This window comes from Bacillus sp. NMCC4 (genome assembly GCF_002998555.1).
Taxonomy (GTDB): Bacteria; Bacillota; Bacilli; order Bacillales; family Bacillaceae; genus Bacillus.
The window spans coordinates 355,135-376,112 of record NZ_PVRA01000004.1; the positions used below are offsets into that span (position 1 = coordinate 355,135).

At 42.1% G+C, this 20,978-nt stretch carries 25 protein-coding genes; 21 read left to right on the forward strand and 4 right to left on the reverse strand.

Annotated elements, in window-relative coordinates; all coding sequences use genetic code 11:
- Window positions 1-61 precede the first annotated feature (61 nt).
- Window positions 62-790, forward strand: a complete 729-nt coding sequence (locus C6Y02_RS11500; RefSeq protein WP_223249890.1) for an SGNH/GDSL hydrolase family protein — start codon at window positions 62-64, stop codon at window positions 788-790.
- Between the two features lie 78 nt (window positions 791-868).
- Window positions 869-1,018, forward strand: coding sequence for a hypothetical protein (locus C6Y02_RS19335; RefSeq protein ID WP_003217499.1), 150 nt, complete (start codon window positions 869-871; stop codon window positions 1,016-1,018).
- A 135-nt stretch (window positions 1,019-1,153) separates the two neighbouring features.
- Here C6Y02_RS19335 and C6Y02_RS11505 read toward each other — a convergent pair whose 3' ends face one another.
- Entirely contained in the window at window positions 1,154-1,294 is a 141-nt protein-coding gene (locus C6Y02_RS11505; RefSeq protein WP_003217327.1) for a sporulation histidine kinase inhibitor Sda, read from the reverse strand.
- 362 nt (window positions 1,295-1,656) lie between these two features.
- Between C6Y02_RS11505 and C6Y02_RS11510 the strand changes: the two genes are divergently transcribed.
- The 8 genes from C6Y02_RS11510 to C6Y02_RS11545 are packed head-to-tail and all read left to right on the forward strand — an operon-like array spanning window position 1,657 to window position 6,674.
- Window positions 1,657-2,178: a YqeG family HAD IIIA-type phosphatase gene (locus C6Y02_RS11510; RefSeq protein WP_034662006.1), complete on the forward strand. Its 522-nt coding sequence runs from the start codon at window positions 1,657-1,659 to the stop codon at window positions 2,176-2,178.
- 2 nt (window positions 2,179-2,180) lie between these two features.
- Window positions 2,181-3,281, forward strand: coding sequence for a ribosome biogenesis GTPase YqeH (gene yqeH, locus C6Y02_RS11515; protein ID WP_106031286.1), 1,101 nt, complete (start codon window positions 2,181-2,183; stop codon window positions 3,279-3,281).
- A 21-nt stretch (window positions 3,282-3,302) separates the two neighbouring features.
- Entirely contained in the window at window positions 3,303-4,145 is an 843-nt protein-coding gene (gene aroE / locus C6Y02_RS11520) for a shikimate dehydrogenase (RefSeq protein WP_106031287.1), read from the forward strand.
- Entirely contained in the window at window positions 4,139-4,429 is a 291-nt protein-coding gene (gene yhbY, locus C6Y02_RS11525) for a ribosome assembly RNA-binding protein YhbY (RefSeq protein ID WP_034661378.1), read from the forward strand. The genes aroE and yhbY overlap by 7 nt, the downstream gene beginning before the upstream one ends.
- A gap of 13 nt (window positions 4,430-4,442) precedes the next feature.
- A complete protein-coding gene (locus C6Y02_RS11530) occupies window positions 4,443-5,012 on the forward strand; it encodes a nicotinate-nucleotide adenylyltransferase (RefSeq protein WP_060596641.1) in 570 nt (189 codons plus the stop codon).
- On the forward strand, window positions 5,002-5,565 hold the full coding sequence (gene yqeK / locus C6Y02_RS11535) for a bis(5'-nucleosyl)-tetraphosphatase (symmetrical) YqeK (RefSeq protein WP_034661375.1): 564 nt from the start codon (window positions 5,002-5,004) through the stop codon (window positions 5,563-5,565). The genes C6Y02_RS11530 and yqeK overlap by 11 nt, the downstream gene beginning before the upstream one ends.
- Before the next feature lie 12 nt (window positions 5,566-5,577).
- On the forward strand, window positions 5,578-5,934 hold the full coding sequence (gene rsfS / locus C6Y02_RS11540; protein ID WP_003217467.1) for a ribosome silencing factor: 357 nt from the start codon (window positions 5,578-5,580) through the stop codon (window positions 5,932-5,934).
- Window positions 5,931-6,674, forward strand: a complete 744-nt coding sequence (locus tag C6Y02_RS11545; protein ID WP_106031288.1) for a class I SAM-dependent DNA methyltransferase — start codon at window positions 5,931-5,933, stop codon at window positions 6,672-6,674. The genes rsfS and C6Y02_RS11545 overlap by 4 nt, the downstream gene beginning before the upstream one ends.
- 48 nt (window positions 6,675-6,722) lie before the next feature.
- Here C6Y02_RS11545 and comER read toward each other — a convergent pair whose 3' ends face one another.
- Window positions 6,723-7,571: a late competence protein ComER gene (gene comER, locus C6Y02_RS11550; protein ID WP_060596644.1), complete on the reverse strand. Its 849-nt coding sequence runs from the start codon at window positions 7,569-7,571 to the stop codon at window positions 6,723-6,725.
- 90 nt (window positions 7,572-7,661) lie between these two features.
- Between comER and C6Y02_RS11555 the strand changes: the two genes are divergently transcribed.
- From C6Y02_RS11555 to C6Y02_RS11565, 3 genes are all read left to right on the forward strand, one after another.
- Window positions 7,662-8,291, forward strand: coding sequence for a helix-hairpin-helix domain-containing protein (locus C6Y02_RS11555; RefSeq protein WP_106031289.1), 630 nt, complete (start codon window positions 7,662-7,664; stop codon window positions 8,289-8,291).
- Between the two features lie 65 nt (window positions 8,292-8,356).
- The gene (locus C6Y02_RS11560) at window positions 8,357-8,926 is read left to right on the forward strand and encodes a ComE operon protein 2 (protein WP_106031290.1); all 570 of its coding nucleotides are present in this window, start codon (window positions 8,357-8,359) and stop codon (window positions 8,924-8,926) included.
- On the forward strand, window positions 8,919-11,246 hold the full coding sequence (locus C6Y02_RS11565; protein WP_106031291.1) for a DNA internalization-related competence protein ComEC/Rec2: 2,328 nt from the start codon (window positions 8,919-8,921) through the stop codon (window positions 11,244-11,246). Before C6Y02_RS11560 ends, C6Y02_RS11565 begins: the two co-directional genes overlap by 8 nt.
- Window positions 11,247-11,285: 39 nt before the next feature.
- On the opposite strand, the gene C6Y02_RS11570 is transcribed toward C6Y02_RS11565, so the two are convergent.
- Window positions 11,286-11,420, reverse strand: coding sequence for a YqzM family protein (locus tag C6Y02_RS11570; RefSeq protein WP_012010638.1), 135 nt, complete (start codon window positions 11,418-11,420; stop codon window positions 11,286-11,288).
- A gap of 237 nt (window positions 11,421-11,657) precedes the next feature.
- On the opposite strand from C6Y02_RS11570, the gene holA reads away from it, so the two are divergent.
- The gene (gene holA / locus C6Y02_RS11575) at window positions 11,658-12,677 is read left to right on the forward strand and encodes a DNA polymerase III subunit delta (protein ID WP_060596647.1); all 1,020 of its coding nucleotides are present in this window, start codon (window positions 11,658-11,660) and stop codon (window positions 12,675-12,677) included.
- A gap of 134 nt (window positions 12,678-12,811) precedes the next feature.
- On the opposite strand, the gene rpsT is transcribed toward holA, so the two are convergent.
- Window positions 12,812-13,078 carry a 30S ribosomal protein S20 gene (rpsT, locus tag C6Y02_RS11580; protein WP_008342485.1) on the reverse strand — a complete coding sequence of 89 codons (267 nt, stop codon included), beginning with the start codon at window positions 13,076-13,078 and terminating at the stop codon, window positions 12,812-12,814.
- 198 nt (window positions 13,079-13,276) lie between these two features.
- Here rpsT and gpr point away from each other — a divergent pair, with 198 nt between their 5' ends.
- The 7 genes from gpr (at window position 13,277) to grpE (ending at window position 20,975) form a co-directional block, all read left to right on the forward strand.
- Window positions 13,277-14,392, forward strand: coding sequence for a GPR endopeptidase (gene gpr, locus C6Y02_RS11585; RefSeq protein ID WP_034661368.1), 1,116 nt, complete (start codon window positions 13,277-13,279; stop codon window positions 14,390-14,392).
- Between the two features lie 66 nt (window positions 14,393-14,458).
- On the forward strand, window positions 14,459-15,667 hold the full coding sequence (locus tag C6Y02_RS11590) for a stage II sporulation protein P (protein ID WP_034661367.1): 1,209 nt from the start codon (window positions 14,459-14,461) through the stop codon (window positions 15,665-15,667).
- Between the two features lie 14 nt (window positions 15,668-15,681).
- Window positions 15,682-16,014, forward strand: coding sequence for a YqxA family protein (locus tag C6Y02_RS11595; protein ID WP_060596648.1), 333 nt, complete (start codon window positions 15,682-15,684; stop codon window positions 16,012-16,014).
- A gap of 131 nt (window positions 16,015-16,145) precedes the next feature.
- On the forward strand, window positions 16,146-17,984 hold the full coding sequence (lepA, locus tag C6Y02_RS11600) for a translation elongation factor 4 (RefSeq protein WP_060596649.1): 1,839 nt from the start codon (window positions 16,146-16,148) through the stop codon (window positions 17,982-17,984).
- A gap of 117 nt (window positions 17,985-18,101) precedes the next feature.
- On the forward strand, window positions 18,102-19,241 hold the full coding sequence (gene hemW, locus C6Y02_RS11605) for a radical SAM family heme chaperone HemW (RefSeq protein ID WP_106031292.1): 1,140 nt from the start codon (window positions 18,102-18,104) through the stop codon (window positions 19,239-19,241).
- Window positions 19,242-19,322: 81 nt separating this feature from the next.
- Window positions 19,323-20,354, forward strand: a complete 1,032-nt coding sequence (hrcA, locus tag C6Y02_RS11610) for a heat-inducible transcriptional repressor HrcA (protein ID WP_034661363.1) — start codon at window positions 19,323-19,325, stop codon at window positions 20,352-20,354.
- Window positions 20,355-20,417: 63 nt separating this feature from the next.
- Window positions 20,418-20,975, forward strand: a complete 558-nt coding sequence (grpE, locus tag C6Y02_RS11615; protein ID WP_034661362.1) for a nucleotide exchange factor GrpE — start codon at window positions 20,418-20,420, stop codon at window positions 20,973-20,975.
- Window positions 20,976-20,978 lie beyond the last annotated feature (3 nt).

Sequence of the window (20,978 nt, forward strand, 5' to 3'; positions counted from 1 at the left end):
TTCATTGAAACCAAAAGTCTTGTCGTTTACTATATGAAGAGGGCTTTTGGAGGTGAATGTTGTGAAGAAATGTGTTGTCCTTTTTATCCTGCTTTGTGTCGCTGCTGGGTGCTCAAAGCCAGAACAAGAAAGTGTCATTGCATTTGGCGACAGCAATACAAGGGGATCAAACTGGGACTTTCGAGATTATCCAACATCTGAAAAATGGGTGAATCTCATGAAAAACGTCGAGCGCGGCCAAATTCAAGTGAAGAATGCAGGCATTGGTGGGCAGACAACTGAAGACGCGAAGCTTCGCTTTGAGCAGGATATTTTAAAGCAGAAACCAACTTACGTCCTCATCATGTTCGGTACGAATGATGCGGCGATTTTAGATGGGAAACATCCCCGCGTGACGAAAAAACGATTTAAAGAAAATGTATCCTACTTCATTTCTGAAAGTAGAAAAGAAGGCATTACCCCGATTCTCATGACCTGTGTACCTGTTGTAGAAGGCGGAAAAAAGGGCTTGTATTACTACTCTAGGTATAAGTCATCTTATTTTGCTGAGAGAGGCGGGGCAAGAGCTTGGCAAAATTCCTATAATGACATTACGAGAGAAATAGCCAAGGATCAGCAAGTACCGCTTGTCGACAATTGGAAAGCGTTCATCCGAGAAGCTGGTGAAGATAGTGACAATGCGCTGATTCAATCAGGTTTGATCGACCCTTCTGGCAATCATATGACGCCAAAAGGGGCAAGAATTATTTATAACGAAATCAAAGAGCGTGATGTCATCAAACATTTTTAAATGATGGCCATCTGCCTAAACAAGACCATCCATCCAGCATAGTCTAACAGTATATCTTCCTAGAAGGAGGTAACTGATATGTGGGGATGCCCTTATCCTTACCCTGCGTGTTCACCTTATCCAGCTCAAGGAGCAGGAATCGGTTACGCTTTTCTTGTTGTGTTCCTTGTGGTCATTTTGGTCGTAGGCGGAGGGTTATGGTTTTGGAATGAACAGCCTTGCAAATAAGACACCTCTTCTTTGATGAGAAGGGGTGTTTTTTACGGAAAATAGTAGTAAGCCTATAGCGCAAGTGATATAATATCAGTCACCTGAGTTTAAAAAAGGAGAGTGCTCGGGAGGCATGGTTCCTGCGAAATGGAATTAAGAGGAAACAGAGAGCATATGCCCGAGCGAACGTCTTTTCATTTCTGTCTCAATTAATTCAATGAAGTCGCGATTTAAGTTCATTTCATTTGCTTTATAATACGATTCTATAAGTAAATCATCTGACAGCTTTTTCATACTAGAAACCCATATGATGGGAAAAACACCTCCCCTGAAAAAGTTGGCATAAAACTTAAGGAAAAGACATATCATCATAGGTTGATCGAATGTCTCTGAAGTACCTTTAATCTACCATGAATGGGAAACAAGAACAATCGTTCTGTTATCCACATGGTGAAGTGGATAACTTGTGGGTAGAGTGTTTATAATTGAATGAAAGCGTGATGAAATATAGGTGGATAATGTGTGTAAAATTATCCACACCTGTTGAAGGTCCTCATCATATGTCGAAAACTTTTTCATTGTATTCGATAGACAGACAAATTGTGATTTGATTCGACACAATCGCTGAAAAACCAATGGAAGAAAGGGTGCAAATTGTGCTAAAGAAGTATTTCTTACCGGATGAATTTGTGAAAAGCATTTTCCACATTTCACCGCAAAAACTAAAAGAACGAAATGTAAAAGGAATTATTACCGATTTAGATAACACACTAGTAGAATGGGACCGTCCAAGTGCGACGCCCCGCTTAATTGAATGGTTTCAAGAAATGAAGGATCACGGGATACAAGTGACGATTGTATCGAACAATAATGAAAAAAGGGTCAAGCTTTTTTCTGAACCAGTTCATATCCCGTTTATTTATAAAGCGAAAAAGCCTATGGGAAGAGCCTTTAATAAGGCAGTCTCTGATATGCAATTGAAAAAAGAAGATGTGGTGGTCATTGGGGATCAGCTCATGACCGATGTACTAGGCGGGAATCGTCATGGCTTCCATACGATTTTGGTCGTCCCTGTCGCTGCCTCGGACGGATTTTTCACCAAGTTTAACAGGCAGATTGAACGCAGAATTTTAGGAGCCTTAAAGCGTAAGGGCCACATTCAGTGGGAGGAAGAGTAATAATGGAAAAGGTTGTTTGTATTGGCTGCGGTGTAGCCATTCAGACGGAAGATAAAGATCAATTAGGATATGCGCCGGCAGCATCTCTATTGAAAGAAGATGTGATCTGTCAGCGCTGTTTTAGGTTAAAGAACTACAATGAAATACAAGATGTTTCTTTAACAGAAGACGACTTTTTAAATATATTGCACAGCATTGGAGAGACAGATTCTCTGATTGTAAAGGTCGTTGATATTTTTGACTTTAACGGAAGCTGGATCAATGGGCTGAGTCGTATTGTCGGTGGTAATCCGATTTTACTCGTCGGCAACAAAGTGGATATTTTACCGAAATCCGTGAAAAAGGATCGTCTGATTCATTGGATGAAACGGGAAGCAAAAGAAAATGGATTAAACCCGATCGATGTTTTCTTAATCAGTGCAAGCAGAGGTCAGGGTGTACCTGAGGTGATGGAAGCGATCGATCATTACCGTGAGGGAAGAAATGTCTATGTCGTCGGCTGTACGAATGTTGGAAAATCCACATTTATCAATCGAATCATCAAAGAAGTATCTGGCGAAGAGAACGTGATCACCACATCCCAATATCCAGGTACAACACTTGATGCCATTGAGATCCCGCTTGATGACGGATCTGCTCTATTTGATACGCCGGGCATTATCAACCGTCATCAGATGGCGCACTATGTCAGCAAAAATGACTTGAAGATCTTAGCGCCGAAAAAAGAATTGAAACCGAGAACGTTCCAATTAAATGAAGCACAAACACTTTATTTTGGCGGGCTTGCTCGATTTGATTATGTAAAAGGCGGCAGAACGTCATTTGTCTGTTATATGCCAAATGAGCTGAACATACACAGAACAAAGTTAGAGAACGCAGATGATTTATATGAAAAACATGCCGGGGAACTGCTATCACCGCCATCAAAAGAGGGGATGGAAGATTTCCCTCCGCTCGTTCCGCATACCTTTACGATTGATCAGCCGAAAATGGACATCGTCTTTTCAGGCTTAGGATGGGTAACGGCAAATGATGCAGGGAAGCAAATCAAAGTCTATGCGCCAAAAGGCGTTCATGTGTTTATGAGACGTTCGTTAATTTAAATGTTCAAAGGGGGAGAGACCTTGAAACCTTTATACGGATTAATCGGTAACCCTGTTGGTCATTCAATGTCTCCGGATATTCATAATGCAGCATTGAAGGATGCTGGGATTGATGGACATTATCATGGCTTTCAAGTAGAAGACGAAGACCTTAAAGATGCCATTCACGGTATGAAAGCCTTAGGAATCAGCGGCTTTAACGTCACTGTTCCGCACAAGGTAGACATTATGCAGTACCTTGATAAAATTGATGTGACAGCTGAACGCCTGCGTGCAGTCAATACGGTGCGGCTCGAAGGAGGTCAGCTCGTTGGGTACAACACAGATGGAGAGGGCTTTCTTCATTCATTGCTTGAAGCCTTGGATCAGCCATTATCAGAGCTGTCATTTCTTATGATTGGTGCTGGCGGAGCGGCAAGAGCGATTTATACGACAATCGCTGAGTATGCACCGAAAAGCTTTGATATCACCAACCGAACCATTGAAAAAGCTGAGGCTTTAATTGAAAGTGCAGATGGGAACATTACTTCTAGTGCCATTATTTTAAAGACAGCAGAAGAACGACTTGGGGAATATGATGTCATCATCCATACGACCTCAATCGGTATGTACCCGAATGTTGAAGAAACCCCGATTTCTTTAGCAAACGCAAAAAAAACAGCGGTCGTTTGTGATATTGTGTATAATCCAATAGAAACAAAGCTGCTCAAAGAAGCAGCCGGGTTAGGTTTGAAAACAGTAGATGGTGTCGGCATGTTTGTTGGACAAGCAGCAAGAGCCTTTGAACTGTGGACAGGCATCACGCCTGACGCCAGAAAAATGAAGTCAATTGTGATAGAGAAATTAGGAGGAACACCATGTTAAAAGGGAAACAAAAACGTTTTTTACGTGCAAAAGCACATCATTTATCACCTATTTTTCAAGTAGGAAAAGGCGGGGTAAATGACAATATGATCAAGCAAATTTCCGAGGCGCTTGAAGTAAGAGAACTGTTAAAGGTCAGCGTATTACAAAACTGCGACGAGGACAAAACGGAAGTTGCGAAAGCACTTGTAAAAGGTGCAAAAGCTGAACTTGTTCAAACGATCGGAAATGTGATTGTCCTTTATAAAGAATCAAAGGAAAATAAACAAATTAAGCTGCCGTAAAGGTGGATGTGATATGAAAAAAATAGGGTTGTTTGGCGGTACGTTTGATCCTCCTCATAATGGGCATTTGCTGATGGCGAATGAGGTGCGTTTTCAAGTAGGGCTTGATGAAATGTGGTTTATCCCAAATCACAAGCCCCCTCATAAAACAGACCGGAAACGAGCAGATAGTCGTCACCGGGTGAAAATGGTGGAAGCGGCGATCCAGTCAAATCCACATTTTCGGCTGGAGCTCATTGAAATGGAGCGAGAGGGTCCATCTTATACAGTGGATACGGTGGAGCTTTTAAAGAAGCGTCATCCTGAAGATGAGTTCTTTTTTATGATTGGAGCTGACATGGTCGAGTATTTGCCAAAATGGCATCGGATTGATGATTTGCTTCAGATGATCACCTTTATTGGGATGAAAAGACCGGGTTATGCCGGAAGTACGGCATATCCTCTTTTATTTGCAGATGTTCCAGCTTTTGATGTATCATCGACATTGATTAGGCAGCGAATAAAGCAGGAAAAACCTGTCGATTATTTGATACCGAAAGCTGTTGAGCGTTATATAAAGGAGCATCATTTATATGAATCGTGAAGAAGCATTGAACTGTGTCAAAGAGCAGTTAACAGAGCATAGATATACGCATACACTCGGGGTCATGAGTGCAGCCATTTCATTAGCGGAACGGTTCGGTGCAGATGTGAAAAAAGCAGAGATCGCCGCTATTTTTCATGATTATGCGAAATTTAGACCAAAGGAAGAAATGAAGGGAATTATCCAGAAGGAACAGATGAACCCTCTATTGCTTGAATATTCGCCTGAGCTTTGGCATGCCCCGGTTGGTGCTTATCTGGTTAAAAAGGAAGCAGGCATTGACGATCAAGACATTTTAACTGCCATTGAATTTCATACATCAGGCAGGCCAAACATGACATTACTTGAAAAGGTCATTTATGTCGCTGATTATATCGAACCAGGACGTCATTTCCCTGGTGTTGAAGAAGTAAGAGAGTTAGCAGAGCATGATTTGGATAGCGCGCTGGTTCAGTCACTAAAAAACACCATCAGCTTCTTATTGAAAAAGAATCAGCCAGTCTTTCCAGATACATTGGCTACTTACAACTCGCTTGTGCATAAGAACAATTAAGGAGGTATTTGGATGGATTCATCATCAATTTTAAACGTCGCGGCAGGAGCATGCGATGATAAACGGGCTGAGGATATTATTGCCCTTAATATGCAAGGAATCTCACTTGTTGCCGATTATTTTCTCATTTGTCACGGGAACTCTGATAAGCAAGTGCAGGCCATTGCAAGAGAAGTAAAACATCTTGCAGAGGAAAGTGGAATCGAAGTGAAGAAGATGGAAGGCTTTGATGAAGCAAGATGGGTATTGATTGATCTTGGTGATGTCATTGCTCATGTGTTCCACAAAGAAGAAAGAGGATACTACAACCTAGAGAAGCTATGGGGAGATGCGCCGAGAGAAACGCTTTCACTTGGCATTAACTCATGATTTATCAAGGGTTTGCAGGTGTGTATGACGAGCTCATGACACATGCACCTTATGATGAATGGGTTCAGTGGATCCAGCAGTACATCAAACCGAATGCTGCCATTATTGATGTTGGCTGTGGAACTGGAGAAATTTCTCTTCGGTTAGCTGAAAAGGGCCACGCAGTCACAGGAATTGACCTCAGTGAAGAAATGCTGGCCTTCGCGCAGCAAAAAGCACAGGCGAAAAGGCAGTCAATTCAATTTTTACTCCAAGATATGAGAGAGCTTACGGGTTTTGAGCAAGTCTTTCAAGCAGCGGTTATTTGCTGTGATTCCTTGAATTACTTAAAAAACGAAAATGACGTCAAAAAAACCTTTAAAAACATGTTTCAGCTTTTAGAGGCAGATGGGGTTTTACTCTTTGATGTTCATACACCTTATAAAATGGAAGAGGTATTCCCAGGTTCGACTTATGCCGATCAAGATGAAGAGATCAGCTATATTTGGCAGAGTGATAAAGGGGATGACGTGTATTCGGTCATTCACGATTTAAGCTTTTTTGTAAAGGACGGAGACGTGTATCAGCGTTATGATGAGACACATGAACAGCGTACATTTCCATTTGAGACATATGCGGCGTTCCTTGAGTCCGCTGGCTTTGAACAGATAGAAGTGACTGCTGATTTTACAAATGAAGCGCCCGGGGAGTTTGCCGAAAGATATTTCATTTCAGCTAAGAAACCAAAAACCATCGTTTAATGGAACGATGGTTTTTTAAAACCCTTTTTTCGCTTGTTGCAGAGATGATTAATTTCTGCGATCATCAGTAAACACACTTGGCGGGTATTGATGCGCAACCGCTTCAAGGTCTTCATCGAATTTTTCATGGGTGTTTTGAAAGAGGCGGTGAAACATATCTTGAACACCTGCTTCAAGTGCTTTAATCCCTTCACCAGTGACGCCGCCTTTAACACACACTTTGTCTTGCAGTGTCGGAAGGGTATAGACTCTTTTTTCAATCAAACGGCCAAGTCCTACAAGCATATCTTCTGATAAGGTGGTGGCTTCTTCTTTAGAAATATCTGTTTCTTCGACAGCTGCTTCAATCATTTTCTGAACGAGAAAGCTGATAAAGGCAGGACCGCAGCTGACGATATCTGACGCCGCTCTTGTAATCGAATGATGAATCTCAACGGGTGTTGAAATGCAGGAAGCTAACTGTCTTAACGCTGTTTTCGTCGCGACATTGCATGACGATCCAAATGTTAAAAGTGACGCCCCTGATAAAGCGCGGTTCGTAATGCTTGGAATCAGCCGTGCTGTTTGACAAGGAACGATATCCTGAAGCTGTTCAGGATGTACCGGGCTTGTGATGATGACAATGGTTTGGTGCTCTGTTAAAAGAGGGCTCAGCTCTTTTAAAAGTGGATAAATATCAAGCGGTTTGACACAAACAAAGATAAAATCTTTATTCGTGACAGCTCCTGTAAGCTGTTTCGTAACTTCAAGCTCTGGGTGGTTCTTTTTTATATTGAACGCTTTTTCAATGGTCCGGTTTGTGATGGTGATGGATGAGGGATTGACTGCCTTTGATTCAATAAATGCCTCAGTAAGTATGGTACCCATGTTTCCTGTACCGATTATCCCTATATTCAAACGTTCTCCCTCCTTAGACGCATAGGATCTGTTATCTTCTAAACAGTATGTTGAGCAATAGAAAAATATGATTGAAAGAAGCGTGAGCACGTGAAGCGACTCATTCCATTGAAAAAATACAGTCTTTATATCGGAGCTGGGCTCATGGTCGTGATCATCATCACTTTCTTCCTTTTCGCAGGAAATAGGGAGAGCAGCAGAGAGCCAAGTGTATTGAAGGAAGATAAAGACATACAAGTCACATTAGAAGACAAACGAGAAAAGACCGATCATGAATCATCTCCCATTTTTGTAGAGGTCAAAGGAGCTGTGAAAAAGCCAGGGGTTTATACGTTTCAATCTGATGCACGGGTAGAAGAAGCGGTTCGGAGAGCAGGGGGCTTTACTAGTAAAGCAGACACGGTTGAAATCAATCAAGCAGCAAAATTAGAGGACAGTATGATGATTTATGTCCGGAAGCAGGGAGAAGCGGAGAGGCAGACACAAATATCAGCTGCTGACGCTCCATCGGGTAATGAAAAGAGTCAAGGTGTCAATGTCAATCAGGCTGATGCGGCGGAATTGCAAACCATTAACGGAATAGGGCCAGCTAAAGCAGAAGCCATCATTACGTACAGAGAGGAACACGGAGAATTTCAACAAATTGAAGATTTGCGGAACATTTCAGGTTTTGGGGAGAAGACCATTGAACGGCTGAAAAGTGAATTGACCGTTAAGTAGAATTGACGGTATAGAAGGAAGGCATGTACACTTAATACCAATCATCATTCTGGAGGGATCAGCTCGTGGAAAGAATTTCATGGAATCAATATTTTATGGCACAAAGCCATTTGCTTGCTTTACGAAGCACCTGTGAGCGGTTAGCTGTTGGGGCGACCATCGTCAGAGACAAGCGTATCATTGCAGGGGGATATAATGGCTCAATTGCTGGTGATGTCCACTGTGCAGATGTGGGATGCTATGTCATTGATCATCACTGCGTTCGCACCATCCATGCGGAAATGAACGCTATTTTACAATGTGCCAAATTTGGTGCACCTACAGCGGATGCTGAAATATATGTCACGCATTTTCCTTGTTTGCAGTGCTGTAAAGCCATTATTCAAGCAGGTATTCGAACCGTGTACTATGCAAAGGATTATAATAATCACCCATATGCCGTTGATTTATTTGAGCAGGCAGGTGTTCAAACGGAACAAGTTGAACTGGATGAAATGATCATCGACTTAAAAAATCAAGAAAAATTGGCCTTTGTTGCAGATTTAATTGGCAAGCTAAGTGAATCAGGACTTAGTGAAACAGAAATTCGCGTTATGCATGAGAAGGCGAATCAATTATTTACTTCCTATGTTTAATTATTTGCCGTTTTGGGCAATTTCAGCAGCTGTTGGAATTGCTCTGGCTGCATATCATCTTCATATGTATTTCCTTCTCTTTCTTCTCATCATATTACTTCTCAGCCTACTGAAAAAAATTCCCCGGCTCTTTCTGATGGTCAGCCTATGTGGAGCTGTTTATACTCTTATTTTTATGGTTCATGAGTTTTTTGAAACGGATCAACCTGTACAAGAAAAATTTCTTTCCGGCTCCGTTGTGATTGAAAGTATTCCGAAAACAGATGGCAATCGTTTTTCAGCAACTGTGTCAACAGAACATGAACGGCTAGCCGCTTTCTATACCATTCAAACAGAGCGTGAAAAAGAGGCGCTAAAAGATGTAGAGCCAGGTATGAGCTGTCATATGACAGGTGATGTTCGGCCGCCTAAACACGCAACCATTCCTAACGGGTTTCAATACGATCAATTTCTAAAATCAAAAGGCATTAGCGCCATTTTCTTACCGCAGTCAATCAAAGGCTGTACAAAAAAAGACAGACCTTCCTATTATCTTCAAGCGATGAGACAAAAGGGCTTAAAATTCTTAGAAGATCATGTGCCGAAAAACTCTGTAGGCATTGTACAGGCCCTTATTTTTGGTGATCGTGAGTTGATTGATCCTGACACATTAAGAGACTATCAAATGCTCGGCATTATTCATCTGTTAGCGATCTCAGGACTGCATGTGCAAACGCTTCTTGCCTGTTTATTTTGGTGTCTGCTTCGTGCCGGTGTGACAAGAGAGACAGCACGTATTCTTCTATTATTCTTTCTTCCTGTTTATGCTTGTTTGACTGGTGCTGCACCATCGGTTTTAAGAGCTTGTCTCATGGCAGGAATCTATTTAGTGATGACGGGCCTGCCGAAAGAAATGAAACAGCCTTCTGCTGTCGTATTAAGCGCAACGTTTTTACTCTTATTAGCGATTCATCCTCTATATCTATTTGATATCGGATTTCAGCTTTCATTCGTGGTAACGTTCTTTATTTTGTTATCGACCAAAATCTTATCACAAGCGAAAAGTGCAGTGATGCAGTTATTCCTTATATCCTTTGTTGCGCAGCTTGCCTCACTTCCTGTTCTTTTATATCATTTTCAGCAATTTTCTTTGCTGAGCATCCCATTGAATATGATGTTTGTCCCTTTTTATACGACGGTTGTCCTGCCTCTGTCCTTACTCTTTTTTCTTTTGTCCATCATTTATCTCCCTTTTGGACAAGCATTGTTCCAGCTGCTTGATTCGGTCATCCAGCTAAGTCATCAGTTGTCAGCACATATGGCAGTTTTTGATGGGTTTAACTTGATTTTTATGAAATCTACTTGGTGGCATATTCTTCTGGAAGTGAGTGCCATTGTTTTTCTGCTGTTTGTGATGGAGTGCAAAGCTTCTGTGAAATCCTATTCTGTGCCAATTCTTTTTTTCATTGGTGTTTTGAGTGTACACTTTTTTACTCCGAACTTTCTCCAAAAAGGGGAGGTCACGATGCTGGATGTAGGGCAGGGGGATAGTTTGTTTATTCAACTGCCCTATCGAAAGGGGCATCTGCTTGTGGATACAGGGGGCAGACTTTCTTTTGAAGAGGAACCGTGGAAAAAAAGACGTAAAGTATCTACGATCGGTGATCAAACGCTGATCCCGTTTCTGCATTCTAAAGGTATAGCAAAACTTGATGTGCTGATTCTCACGCATGCTGATCAAGATCACATGGGAGAAGCGGTTCGTTTAATCAACCGAAATAAAGTAAAGCGGCTGGCCATACCAAAAGGCTTTGCCCGAAGTCCAGAGGACGCAAAGCTGCTAAAAGAAGCAGCTAAAAAAGGGATATTTATTGATGAATTAGAAAGAGGAGATCAGCTCCGAGTTGGAGAGCACATATTTGAGGTTCTGCACCCTTTGCAAGACCGAGTGACAAGTAAGAACAATGATTCACTCGTTCTGGCTTTTACTCTTGGCGGAAAACGTTTTCTGTTCACTGGAGACCTTGAACAAGAAGGGGAACGAGACATCATAGAAGCCTATCCCCACCTGCGAGCGGATGTCTTAAAGGTTGGGCATCATGGGAGTAAAGGGTCAACAAGTGAGGAGTGGCTTCGACATCTGGAGCCGTCCTATGCACTCATTTCGGCTGGTGAACGCAATCGTTATCAGCATCCTCATCAGGAAGTTTTGAAAAAACTAAAGGATCATCAAATGGAGGTGTACCGCACAGATCGAGACGGTAGTGTGACCTATGAATTTCTTGAGAAGAAAGGAACGTTTTACACGCAACCTCCATATGATATCTTACAAAATCAATAAAAAAACTGCCTAAACGGCAGTCATTTAGCAATCATGAAGTTAAGATCCAACGAGGTGTATAATTGTTGCCAAAATAAACATTGAGGCGAAAAATCCGAATGTGACGATAAAACCAACGGCTGAGTCGGTCACATCATTCCGCTTGCTTTGAACATTTTTTTCAAATTCATTCATTTTCATCCCTCCTGGCTAATTTTAGTATACTTGAACTCATTTGGAATTGCTAGAAGGTAAAGTAACCGTTTTCCATTTTCATGATCATTTTATGAATATCGTCTGACAGCGAGCTGACCCGGGAGCTTGCACCAGACGTTTACTATAAATGAGGAGGCGGCACTTTCAGCTTCCTCTTTACTAATGTCTTCACACACTTTAGGATAGAGGAGGAAGTGAAAGAGAGGGATTCAATTTATGGTCTTTGAAGTTTGGAACAATTTAAAAAGAGGGGATATCCATCCCGTTTATTGCTTATATGGAAAAGAAACGTATTTACTGCAAGAAACAGCAGCTAAATTAAGACAAGCTGTAGTAGACGAGGAGACGAAGGATTTTAATTACTCCGTCTTTGATATGGAAGAGGTGCCGCTTGAACAGGCTGTGACGGATGCAGAAACCTTTCCGTTTATGGGAGAAAGACGGCTCGTTGTGATCAAGAATCCTTATTTTCTTACAGCGGAAAAGAAAAAGGAGAAGATTGAGCATGAGCTTTCTGTGTTAGAAGCTTATTTAGAAAAGCCGGCGCCTTATACCATTCTCGTGTTATTAGCACCATATGAAAAGCTGGATGAACGGAAGAAAATCACCAAATTGCTAAAAAAGAAAGCGGCTATGGTTGAGGCAAAAGAGTTAAACCCAAAAGAAACAACGGATTTCACCATTACACTGGTGAAAACAGAAGGAAAGGCGATGACATCTGAAGCGGCTGAGCAGCTTGTGATGCTATGCGGTGGGAGTCTATCCTCATTGTTTCAAGAGGTCAGGAAGCTGAGTACATATATTGGAGAACGAGAAGAAATTGAATTAGCGGATGTCAATCAGCTCGTTGCAAGAAGCTTAGAGCAGAATATTTTCGAATTAATTAACCAAATTGTCAACAGACGCCGCTCTGAGGCCATGCAGATGTTTTATGATTTGCTGAAACAAAATGAGGAACCCATTAAAATATTAGCACTCATATCAACTCAATTTCGATTGATTTTGCAGACGAAGTATTTCGCTCAGCAAGGATATGGGCAAAAACAAATTGCTTCAAATCTAAAAGTCCACCCATTCCGCGTCAAACTTGCTATGGATCAGGCAAGGCTGTTTTCAGAAGAAGAGCTCAAGCAGATTGTCAAAGAGCTATCAACGATCGATTATGAAATGAAAACCGGTAAAAAGGACAAGCAGCTATTGTTAGAATTGTTCCTGCTTCGACTATTGGGCGCTTGAACATAAAAAAACGACCTTCTAAAAAGAGGGTCGTTTTTGTTTAGATGTATAATTGCCAGTCTGTCCTAATGGCTGAGCCGGTCAGGACGGACGTACAGTTAAACAGTTGCCTCATCACTGAGGCGTTGCAAGCATTATGCAGAAAGTCCGTTTACTTGTTTAGCAAGTCTTGACTTGTAACGCGCAGCTGCGTTTTTGTGTACAAGACCAGTTTTAACGGCTTTGTCAATGCGTTTTGCAGCAGAAGAAAGAGCAGCTTTTGCTTGCTCAGCATCGTTGTTAGCTACAGAAACTTCAACTTGTTTAATCGCAGTACGCATCGCAGACTTGATTGTTGCGTTGTGTGCACGGCGTTCGTTATTCGTTTTTGTACGTTTGATCGCTGATTTAATATTTGGCATGTGTTTCACCTCCTAAGATACAACCTAAACACAATTGTCTTAAGGTTAAATCTTCACAATAGAACAAGTTGTATTCTATCAAACACACCTTTAGAATGCAATATAAATGTAAAGTATTTTTCATTGATGAAGCGCTCGAATGTTTCTTTAAAGAGATGGAAAGACTACTGTTAATTACTTGGTGGAAGGAGTCTTTTTATGGAGAAACAGAAACTTGATTTAAGTGCTTATCAAATCCGGACAGACTTGGCTGTTGAAACAAAAGAGATACTAGAACAAGAGAACGATCCGAATGTCGTCAAAAAGGACGGAATTCAAGGGATTGTCGAAAAGGAAAAAGAGGAGCACGGCATCCGTATACGCACAGTGGAGATCACGAAAGAAGGGGAGGAGCTGACCAGCAAAAAGGCAGGAACATACTTGACGCTTGAGGCGCAGGGCATTCGGGAGAAAGATTCTGAGATGCAGGAAAAAGTCGTCGAAGTATTTGCGCGTCATTTTGCTCAGTTTTTAAAAGACCGAGGCATTCAGGCTGATGCGAGCTGTCTTGTAGTAGGACTAGGAAACTGGAATGTCACGCCAGATGCGCTAGGCCCGCTCACGGTTGAAAGCCTGCTTGTGACCCGGCATCTCTTTGAATTGCAGCCGGAAAATGTACAGGAAGGGTATCGCCCAGTGTCCTCTTTATCACCGGGAGTGATGGGACTGACCGGTATTGAAACAAGCGACATTATACAAGGTGTAATCGAGCGGTCCAAACCTGATTTTGTCATTGCAATCGATGCTCTTGCTGCTCGTGCAGTGGAACGGGTGAATACCACGATTCAAATCTCTGATACAGGCATCCATCCCGGTTCAGGTGTAGGGAATAAGCGGAAAGAATTAAGCAAAGAAACGTTGGGAATTCCAGTGATTGCGATTGGCGTTCCAACAGTGGTAGATGCAGTAACCATTGCAAGTGACACAATTGATTATGTCTTAAAGCATTTTGGTAGAGAACTGAAAGATGACCGGCCGTCCCGCTCTCTTGTGCCGGCTGGTTTGACTTTTGGGAAGAAAAAAGTGCTAAACGAAGAAGACTTACCAGATGAGGAAACGCGTCAATCATTTTTAGGTATCGTAGGGACTCTTCCGGAAGAAGAGAAACGGCAGCTGATCCATGAAGTACTTGCGCCGCTAGGGCAAAATTTAATGGTCACGCCTAAGGAAGTGGATACATTCATTGATGATATGGCAAACGTACTCGCCAATGGATTAAATACAGCACTCCATCAAAAAATCTCTCAAGATAACATGGGTTCTTATAATCATTAATCGGTTCTACTTTCTCTAGCTCGCTCATAGTGTAATTACTAGAAAGCGTGCTGGAGGGAGTAAATCATGAAAAAAAGACCCCGCCGTCCTCGACAGTTGGTCGTTGCGATTAATGGAACAAAAGTAGTGAAAAGCATTTTCTTATTTATAGCCTCGCTTGTTGTGGTGTTTGTGATGTCAGGGGCGTTGACATCTTTAAAGCCAGAGCTGAGGCCGCAAGCCTCACTATATGGTGTAGCAGATGAGCTTTCCGGAGCGTTCTTCGCTACATTAATGGGTATGGAAAATCAATATTTCGCCTCAGCAGTCCCGAAAGATCAAAAAGGGTTTCATTTCTCTGGACTGTCACTCAAGCTTGCGACTAGTATCAATTTAGAAGACCCGCGTAGTTTTCTAGGGAGAGAACTCCCAGGTTTTGAACATTTTGATACAAAAATCATCTTAGCGGGTGAAGGAACAGACTATACCAACATGCCAATGGAATCGCCGCCGCCAAGTGAAGTCATCCAAGATGAAAAAGAAGCAAATTTGGCAGAGCTGGACAAGCTCGACAAAGATGTGCCGAAAAAGCCTGCGAAAGAGCCGGACCGGTCGACAGGAAAACGAAAAGCCGTGTACATTTACCACACGCATAATACGGAATCATATTTACCATTTTTAAAAGGAGAAACGAATCCAAACAATGCACGGCACTCAAAAGTGAATGTCACCCTTGTCGGCGACATGTTCGGAAAGGCGCTTGATCAGCAAGGCATCGGGAATACGGTCGACAAAACGGAAGTTGAAAAAAGGCTCCTGCAAAAAGGATTAAAGTATCCCCAGTCTTATAATGAATCAAGATTGGTCGTAAAAGAAGCCTTAGCGAAAAATGATGACCTCGAATACTTAATTGATATCCACCGTGACTCAAGAAGAAAGAAAGACACCACTGTCGAGATCAAAGGGAAAAAATATGCGAGAATTGCGTTTGTTGTAGGGAAGAAGAATCAAAGCTATGAGAAAAACCTCAAGCTTGCGACGGAGTTCCACCATTTGATGGAGAAAAAATATAAAGGGCTCAGTGTCGGTGTGTTTGCCAAAGGAGAAATTGGCGATAATGGAATTTATAATCAAGATTTATCCGACAAAGCCCTTCTTTTAGAATTTGGCGGAGTGGATAATAATATGGAAGAATTGAAAAATGCATCCAATGCAGCAGCTGATGTCTTCAGCGACATTTTCTGGGACGCGGAAAAGGTAAACGGCAAAGCAAAGGATGAGAAAAAACGCTCTTAAGGTGGTGACGGTGCATGGGATCATTTATTGGAAAAACCATTATTTTAGGACTAGTCTTGCTGTTTGGCGTCTTTTTAGGAATGCAGCAGGCGAATAATGGCATGCTGCAAATGAAGGGTTACCATGACCCGCAATTAAAAGGCGCGTTCTCCATCCAAATGAACGAAGATGAAGAACGAGAAGCCTCTATCTTAGGAACGGCTGTTACAGAAAAGGATCTTGCCGAAAAACAAAAGCAGCTTGAGGAAATAGAGAGCTTTAATGCCTTCTCCAAGGCAGGAAAAGCGCTGTCTGATGGCATGACACATGCAGCCCGTTCTCTTTATGATTGGATGAATGGGAAATAAACAAATCAACACTATATGACTAAAGCCGCTGACCGATGAGCGGCTTTTCTTGATTTCGATTGAATCTTTACAGCCCTATTGATATAATCTAAGCTAGCGCAACCCGCGTTTTATAGTAGGAGTGATAGATTGTGACAGATAAAGAAAAACGATTAGAACGGCAATCAAGAATTCGAAATTTCTCCATTATCGCCCATATTGACCATGGGAAATCCACATTGGCGGACCGTATTTTGGAAAAAACAGCGGCGATTACTCAGCGAGAAATGAAAGAACAATTACTTGATTCCATGGACTTAGAGCGTGAACGCGGCATAACGATTAAATTAAACTCTGTCCAGCTGAAATATAAGGCGAAGGATGGAGAAGAATATATTATGCACCTGATTGATACACCAGGGCATGTCGACTTCACCTATGAGGTATCTCGAAGCCTAGCTGCCTGTGAAGGTGCAATTCTTGTAGTAGATGCAGCACAAGGAATTGAAGCACAGACACTTGCGAACGTTTATTTAGCTCTTGATAACAACTTAGAGATTCTTCCGATTATCAATAAAATCGATCTGCCAAGTGCAGAGCCTGAGCGTGTAAGAGAAGAAATTGAAGATGTCATCGGGTTGGATGCGTCTGAAGCTGTTCTCACCTCTGCTAAGGCGGGTATTGGGATCGAAGATATTTTAGAACAAATCGTCGAAAAGGTCCCGGCACCTGCTGGAGACCCAGAAGCACCGCTTCAAGCTCTTATTTTTGATTCTCTCTACGATGCGTATCGCGGCGTTATTGCGTACATACGGATTGTTGAAGGAACCGTCAGACCAGGTCAGAAAATCAAAATGATGGCGACGGGCAAAGAATTTGAAGTGCTTGAAGTCGGCGTATTCACACCAAAAGCGATGCCGACAGATGAACTCACTGTTGGAGATGTTGGCTACTTAACAGCAGCGATTAAAAATGTCGGTGATACACGTGTGGGGGATACGATCACAAGTGCGGAGAACCCAGCGAAAGAAGCGCTGCCAGGATACAGAAAGCTGAACCCAATGGTGTACTGCGGACTTTATCCAATTGACACAGCGAAATATAATGACTTACGTGAAGCCTTAGAAAAGCTTGAATTAAATGATTCTTCCCTTCAATATGAGGCAGAGACGTCCCAAGCACTTGGCTTCGGTTTCCGCTGCGGCTTTCTTGGAATGCTTCATATGGAAATCATCCAAGAACGGATTGAACGTGAATTCAAAATCGATCTTATTACGACAGCACCAAGTGTTATTTACGATGTGTATATGACAGACGGAGAAAAAATCGTCGTAGATAACCCGTCGAATCTGCCTGATCCGCAAAAGATTGAGAAAATTGAAGAACCATACGTGAAAGCAACAATGATGGTGCCCAATGACTATGTAGGCTCTGTCATGGAGCTTTGCCAAGGAAAGCGCGGCAATTTCATTGATATGCAATACCTTGATGCAAACCGAGTGAGCATTGTGTATGAAATTCCTTTGGCGGAGATCGTGTACGAATTCTTTGATCAGCTAAAGTCCAACACAAAAGGCTATGCGTCCTTTGACTATGAGCTGATTGGCTATCGCCCATCTACTCTAGTGAAAATGGATATCATGCTGAATGGCGAAAAAATCGATGCCCTTTCCTTTATTGTTCACCGTGATTACGCATATGAACGAGGCAAGATCATCGTAGAAAAGCTGAAAGAACTCATTCCACGCCAGCATTTTGAAGTACCAGTTCAAGCAGCGATTGGACAAAAAATCGTGGCTCGTTCTACCATTAAAGCGATGCGTAAAAACGTACTTGCTAAATGTTATGGTGGAGACATTTCCCGGAAAAGGAAGCTTCTTGAGAAGCAAAAAGAAGGGAAAAAGCGCATGAAGCAAGTGGGCTCTGTTGAAGTCCCGCAAGAAGCATTTATGGCTGTGCTGAAGATGGACGACAGCACACCGAAAAAATAACATCCTCCTCAAGGCAACCTGCTTTACAATGTCAGCCTTGGCGTTTATAGTCGAAAACAAACAAAGGTGCCGCAGCGATAAACTGCGGCTCTTTACCTGTAAAGAAGGTGTCATCAAATGAAAGCAGCATACATTCACATTCCATTTTGTGAGCACATTTGCCACTATTGTGATTTCAATAAATTTTTCATTAAAACGCAGCCAGTCGATGAATACTTAGCGGCTCTTGAAAAAGAGATGCAGCACACGATCGAGCAAAAGGGCGAGCAAGAACTAAAGACGATCTTTATTGGCGGGGGAACGCCGACATCACTGACCGTCAGCCAGCTAGACCAGCTCATGAACAGCATTCACCGAGTGTTAAAACCGGCAAAACATCTGGTTGAATTTGCAGTGGAAGCAAACCCAGATGAATTATCACTCGAGAAGCTGCATGTGTTAAAAGCAGCCGGCGTCAATCGGCTAAGCTTTGGGGTGCAAACCTTTGAAGACGATTTACTCAAAAAAATCGGACGAGTTCATCAAAAGAAAGATGTCTTCACGTCTTTCCAGCGAGCAAGAGCCGTTGGATTTGACAACATTAGCCTCGACCTCATGTTTGGATTGCCGCATCAAGAAAAGCATCATGTGATGAATTCACTTGAGACAGCTTTCTCATTAGGGGCAGAGCATTATTCTGTCTACTCACTGATAGTGGAGCCGAAAACAGTTTTTTACAACTTAATGCAAAAAGGCAAACTGCATTTACCGCCGCAAGAACGTGAGGCTGAAATGTATGAGCTTGTGATGGATGAAATGGAGCGACATGGATTAAAGCAATACGAAATTAGCAATTACGCAAAACCTGGCTTTGAAAGCCAGCATAACCTGACCTATTGGAGCAATGAAGACTACTTCGGTTTCGGTGCAGGAGCACACGGGTATGTAGATGGCATCCGAAATGTGAACGCAGGGCCTGTGAAGCATTACTTGGAACTGATTGAGCAAACTGGGTTCCCGTATAAGGAAACTCATCAGGTCACAAAAGCAGAGCAGATAGAAGAAGAAATGTTCTTAGGCCTTCGAAAGATCGAAGGGGTGAAAAGTGCCGACTTCCAAGCCAAATATGGTGCTGCACCAGAAGCTCTTTTTTCCACTGTTCTTGAAGAATTAGAAGAAAAAGGTCTCATTGTAAAAGATGACATCGGCATTCGTTTAACAAGAAAAGGGAAATTGTTAGGAAATGAAGTATTTCAAGCGTTTCTCGGTGAGTTATAATTGACATTTTAATTTGAGTTTGGTAATTTTGTTTATACAATTAGCACTCGTTGAAAGAGAGTGCTAACAGGGGTGATGATGATGTTAACAAATCGTCAGCTTTTGATTCTGCAAGTCATCATTAATGACTTTATTCGTTCGGCGCAGCCAGTTGGGTCAAGGACTCTTTCTAAAAAAGAGGACATCACATTCAGCTCTGCGACGATTAGAAACGAAATGGCTGATTTGGAGGAACTTGGTTTTATTGAAAAGACCCATTCTTCATCTGGAAGAATTCCTTCAGAAAAAGGATATCGTTATTATGTAGATCATTTGCTCTCTCCGCGAAAACTGTCGTCTAAAGAACTTGTGCTCATCCAGTCGGCTTTTCAGGAGAAAATTTTTGAGCTGGAAAAAACAGTTCAAAAATCGGCGGAAATTTTATCAGATCTCACAAACTATACATCGATTGTGCTTGGTCCAAAGCTGAGTGAAAATCGATTAAAGCAAATTCAACTTGTCCCCGTTCAGCCAAACAAAGCAGTAGCGATCATGATTACAGATAGCGGGCATGTTGAAAACAAAACCATTACCTTCTCTGAGCATCTCGATGTCTCCGATATTGAGAAGCTGATGAATATTTTGAATAGCCGATTAGCTGGCGTTCCAATGGACCAGCTGAAGGACAGGATGTATAAAGAAGTGGTCATGCTTCTGCGCACACATTTAAAAGATTATGATCACATTTTAGATGCGCTGGGCAGCACATTTACATCGACACAAAATGAATCAAAACTTTTCTTTGGCGGGAAGATTAATATGTTGAATCAGCCAGAGTTTCATGACATCGACCGCATTCGCTCACTCATGATGCTGATTGAGCAAAAGAATGATGTCATGCAGCTGTTTCATCCAAATCAGCAAGGAATCACCATTAAAATCGGTTCAGAAAACAATTTGGAAGCAATGGAGAACTGCAGTTTGATCACAGCCACTTATTCGATTGATCAAAAATCACTTGGCTCCATTGCCATCATCGGTCCAACCCGCATGGATTACGGGCGAGTCGTTAGTCTTTTGCATCATGTATCAAAAGACTTGTCAAACGCACTTTCCAATTTGTATGATGAGTAGGGTGATAAAAGATAGGGGCATTGCCCCTTCGTATTCTTGAATCTTTTGAGGGAGGTGAACACAATGTCAGAAGAAAAACAGACACCTGAGCAAGAAGCAGAGGTTGAAGCACAAGAAGAAGCAGTTCAAGCAGATACTGAGGAAGTAACACATGATGAACAGTCTGCCTTCCAAGAGAAAATCGATGAATTGCAGCAGCTTCTAGATGAAAAAGAAAACAAAATTCTGCGTGTTCAAGCAGATTTTGAAAACTATAAACGCCGTGCTCGAACTGAAGTGGAGACCGTGCAAAAATATCGTTCTCAACATGTTGTCAGCGATCTTCTCCCAGCTCTTGACAACTTTGAAAGAGCGCTTGGAATTGATCCAGACAATGAGCAGACGAAAAGTTTGTTAGAAGGAATGCAAATGGTTTACCGCCAGCTGGTAGAAGCGTTGAAAAATGAAGGCGTTGAACCGATTGAAGCTGTCGGCAAAGAGTTCGATCCAAACCTTCATCAAGCCGTCATGCAAGTTGAAGATGAAAATGTCGATTCAAATATCGTAGTAGAAGAATTGCAAAAGGGCTATAAACTCAAAGACCGAGTTATTCGTCCATCAATGGTAAAAGTAAATCAATAACTA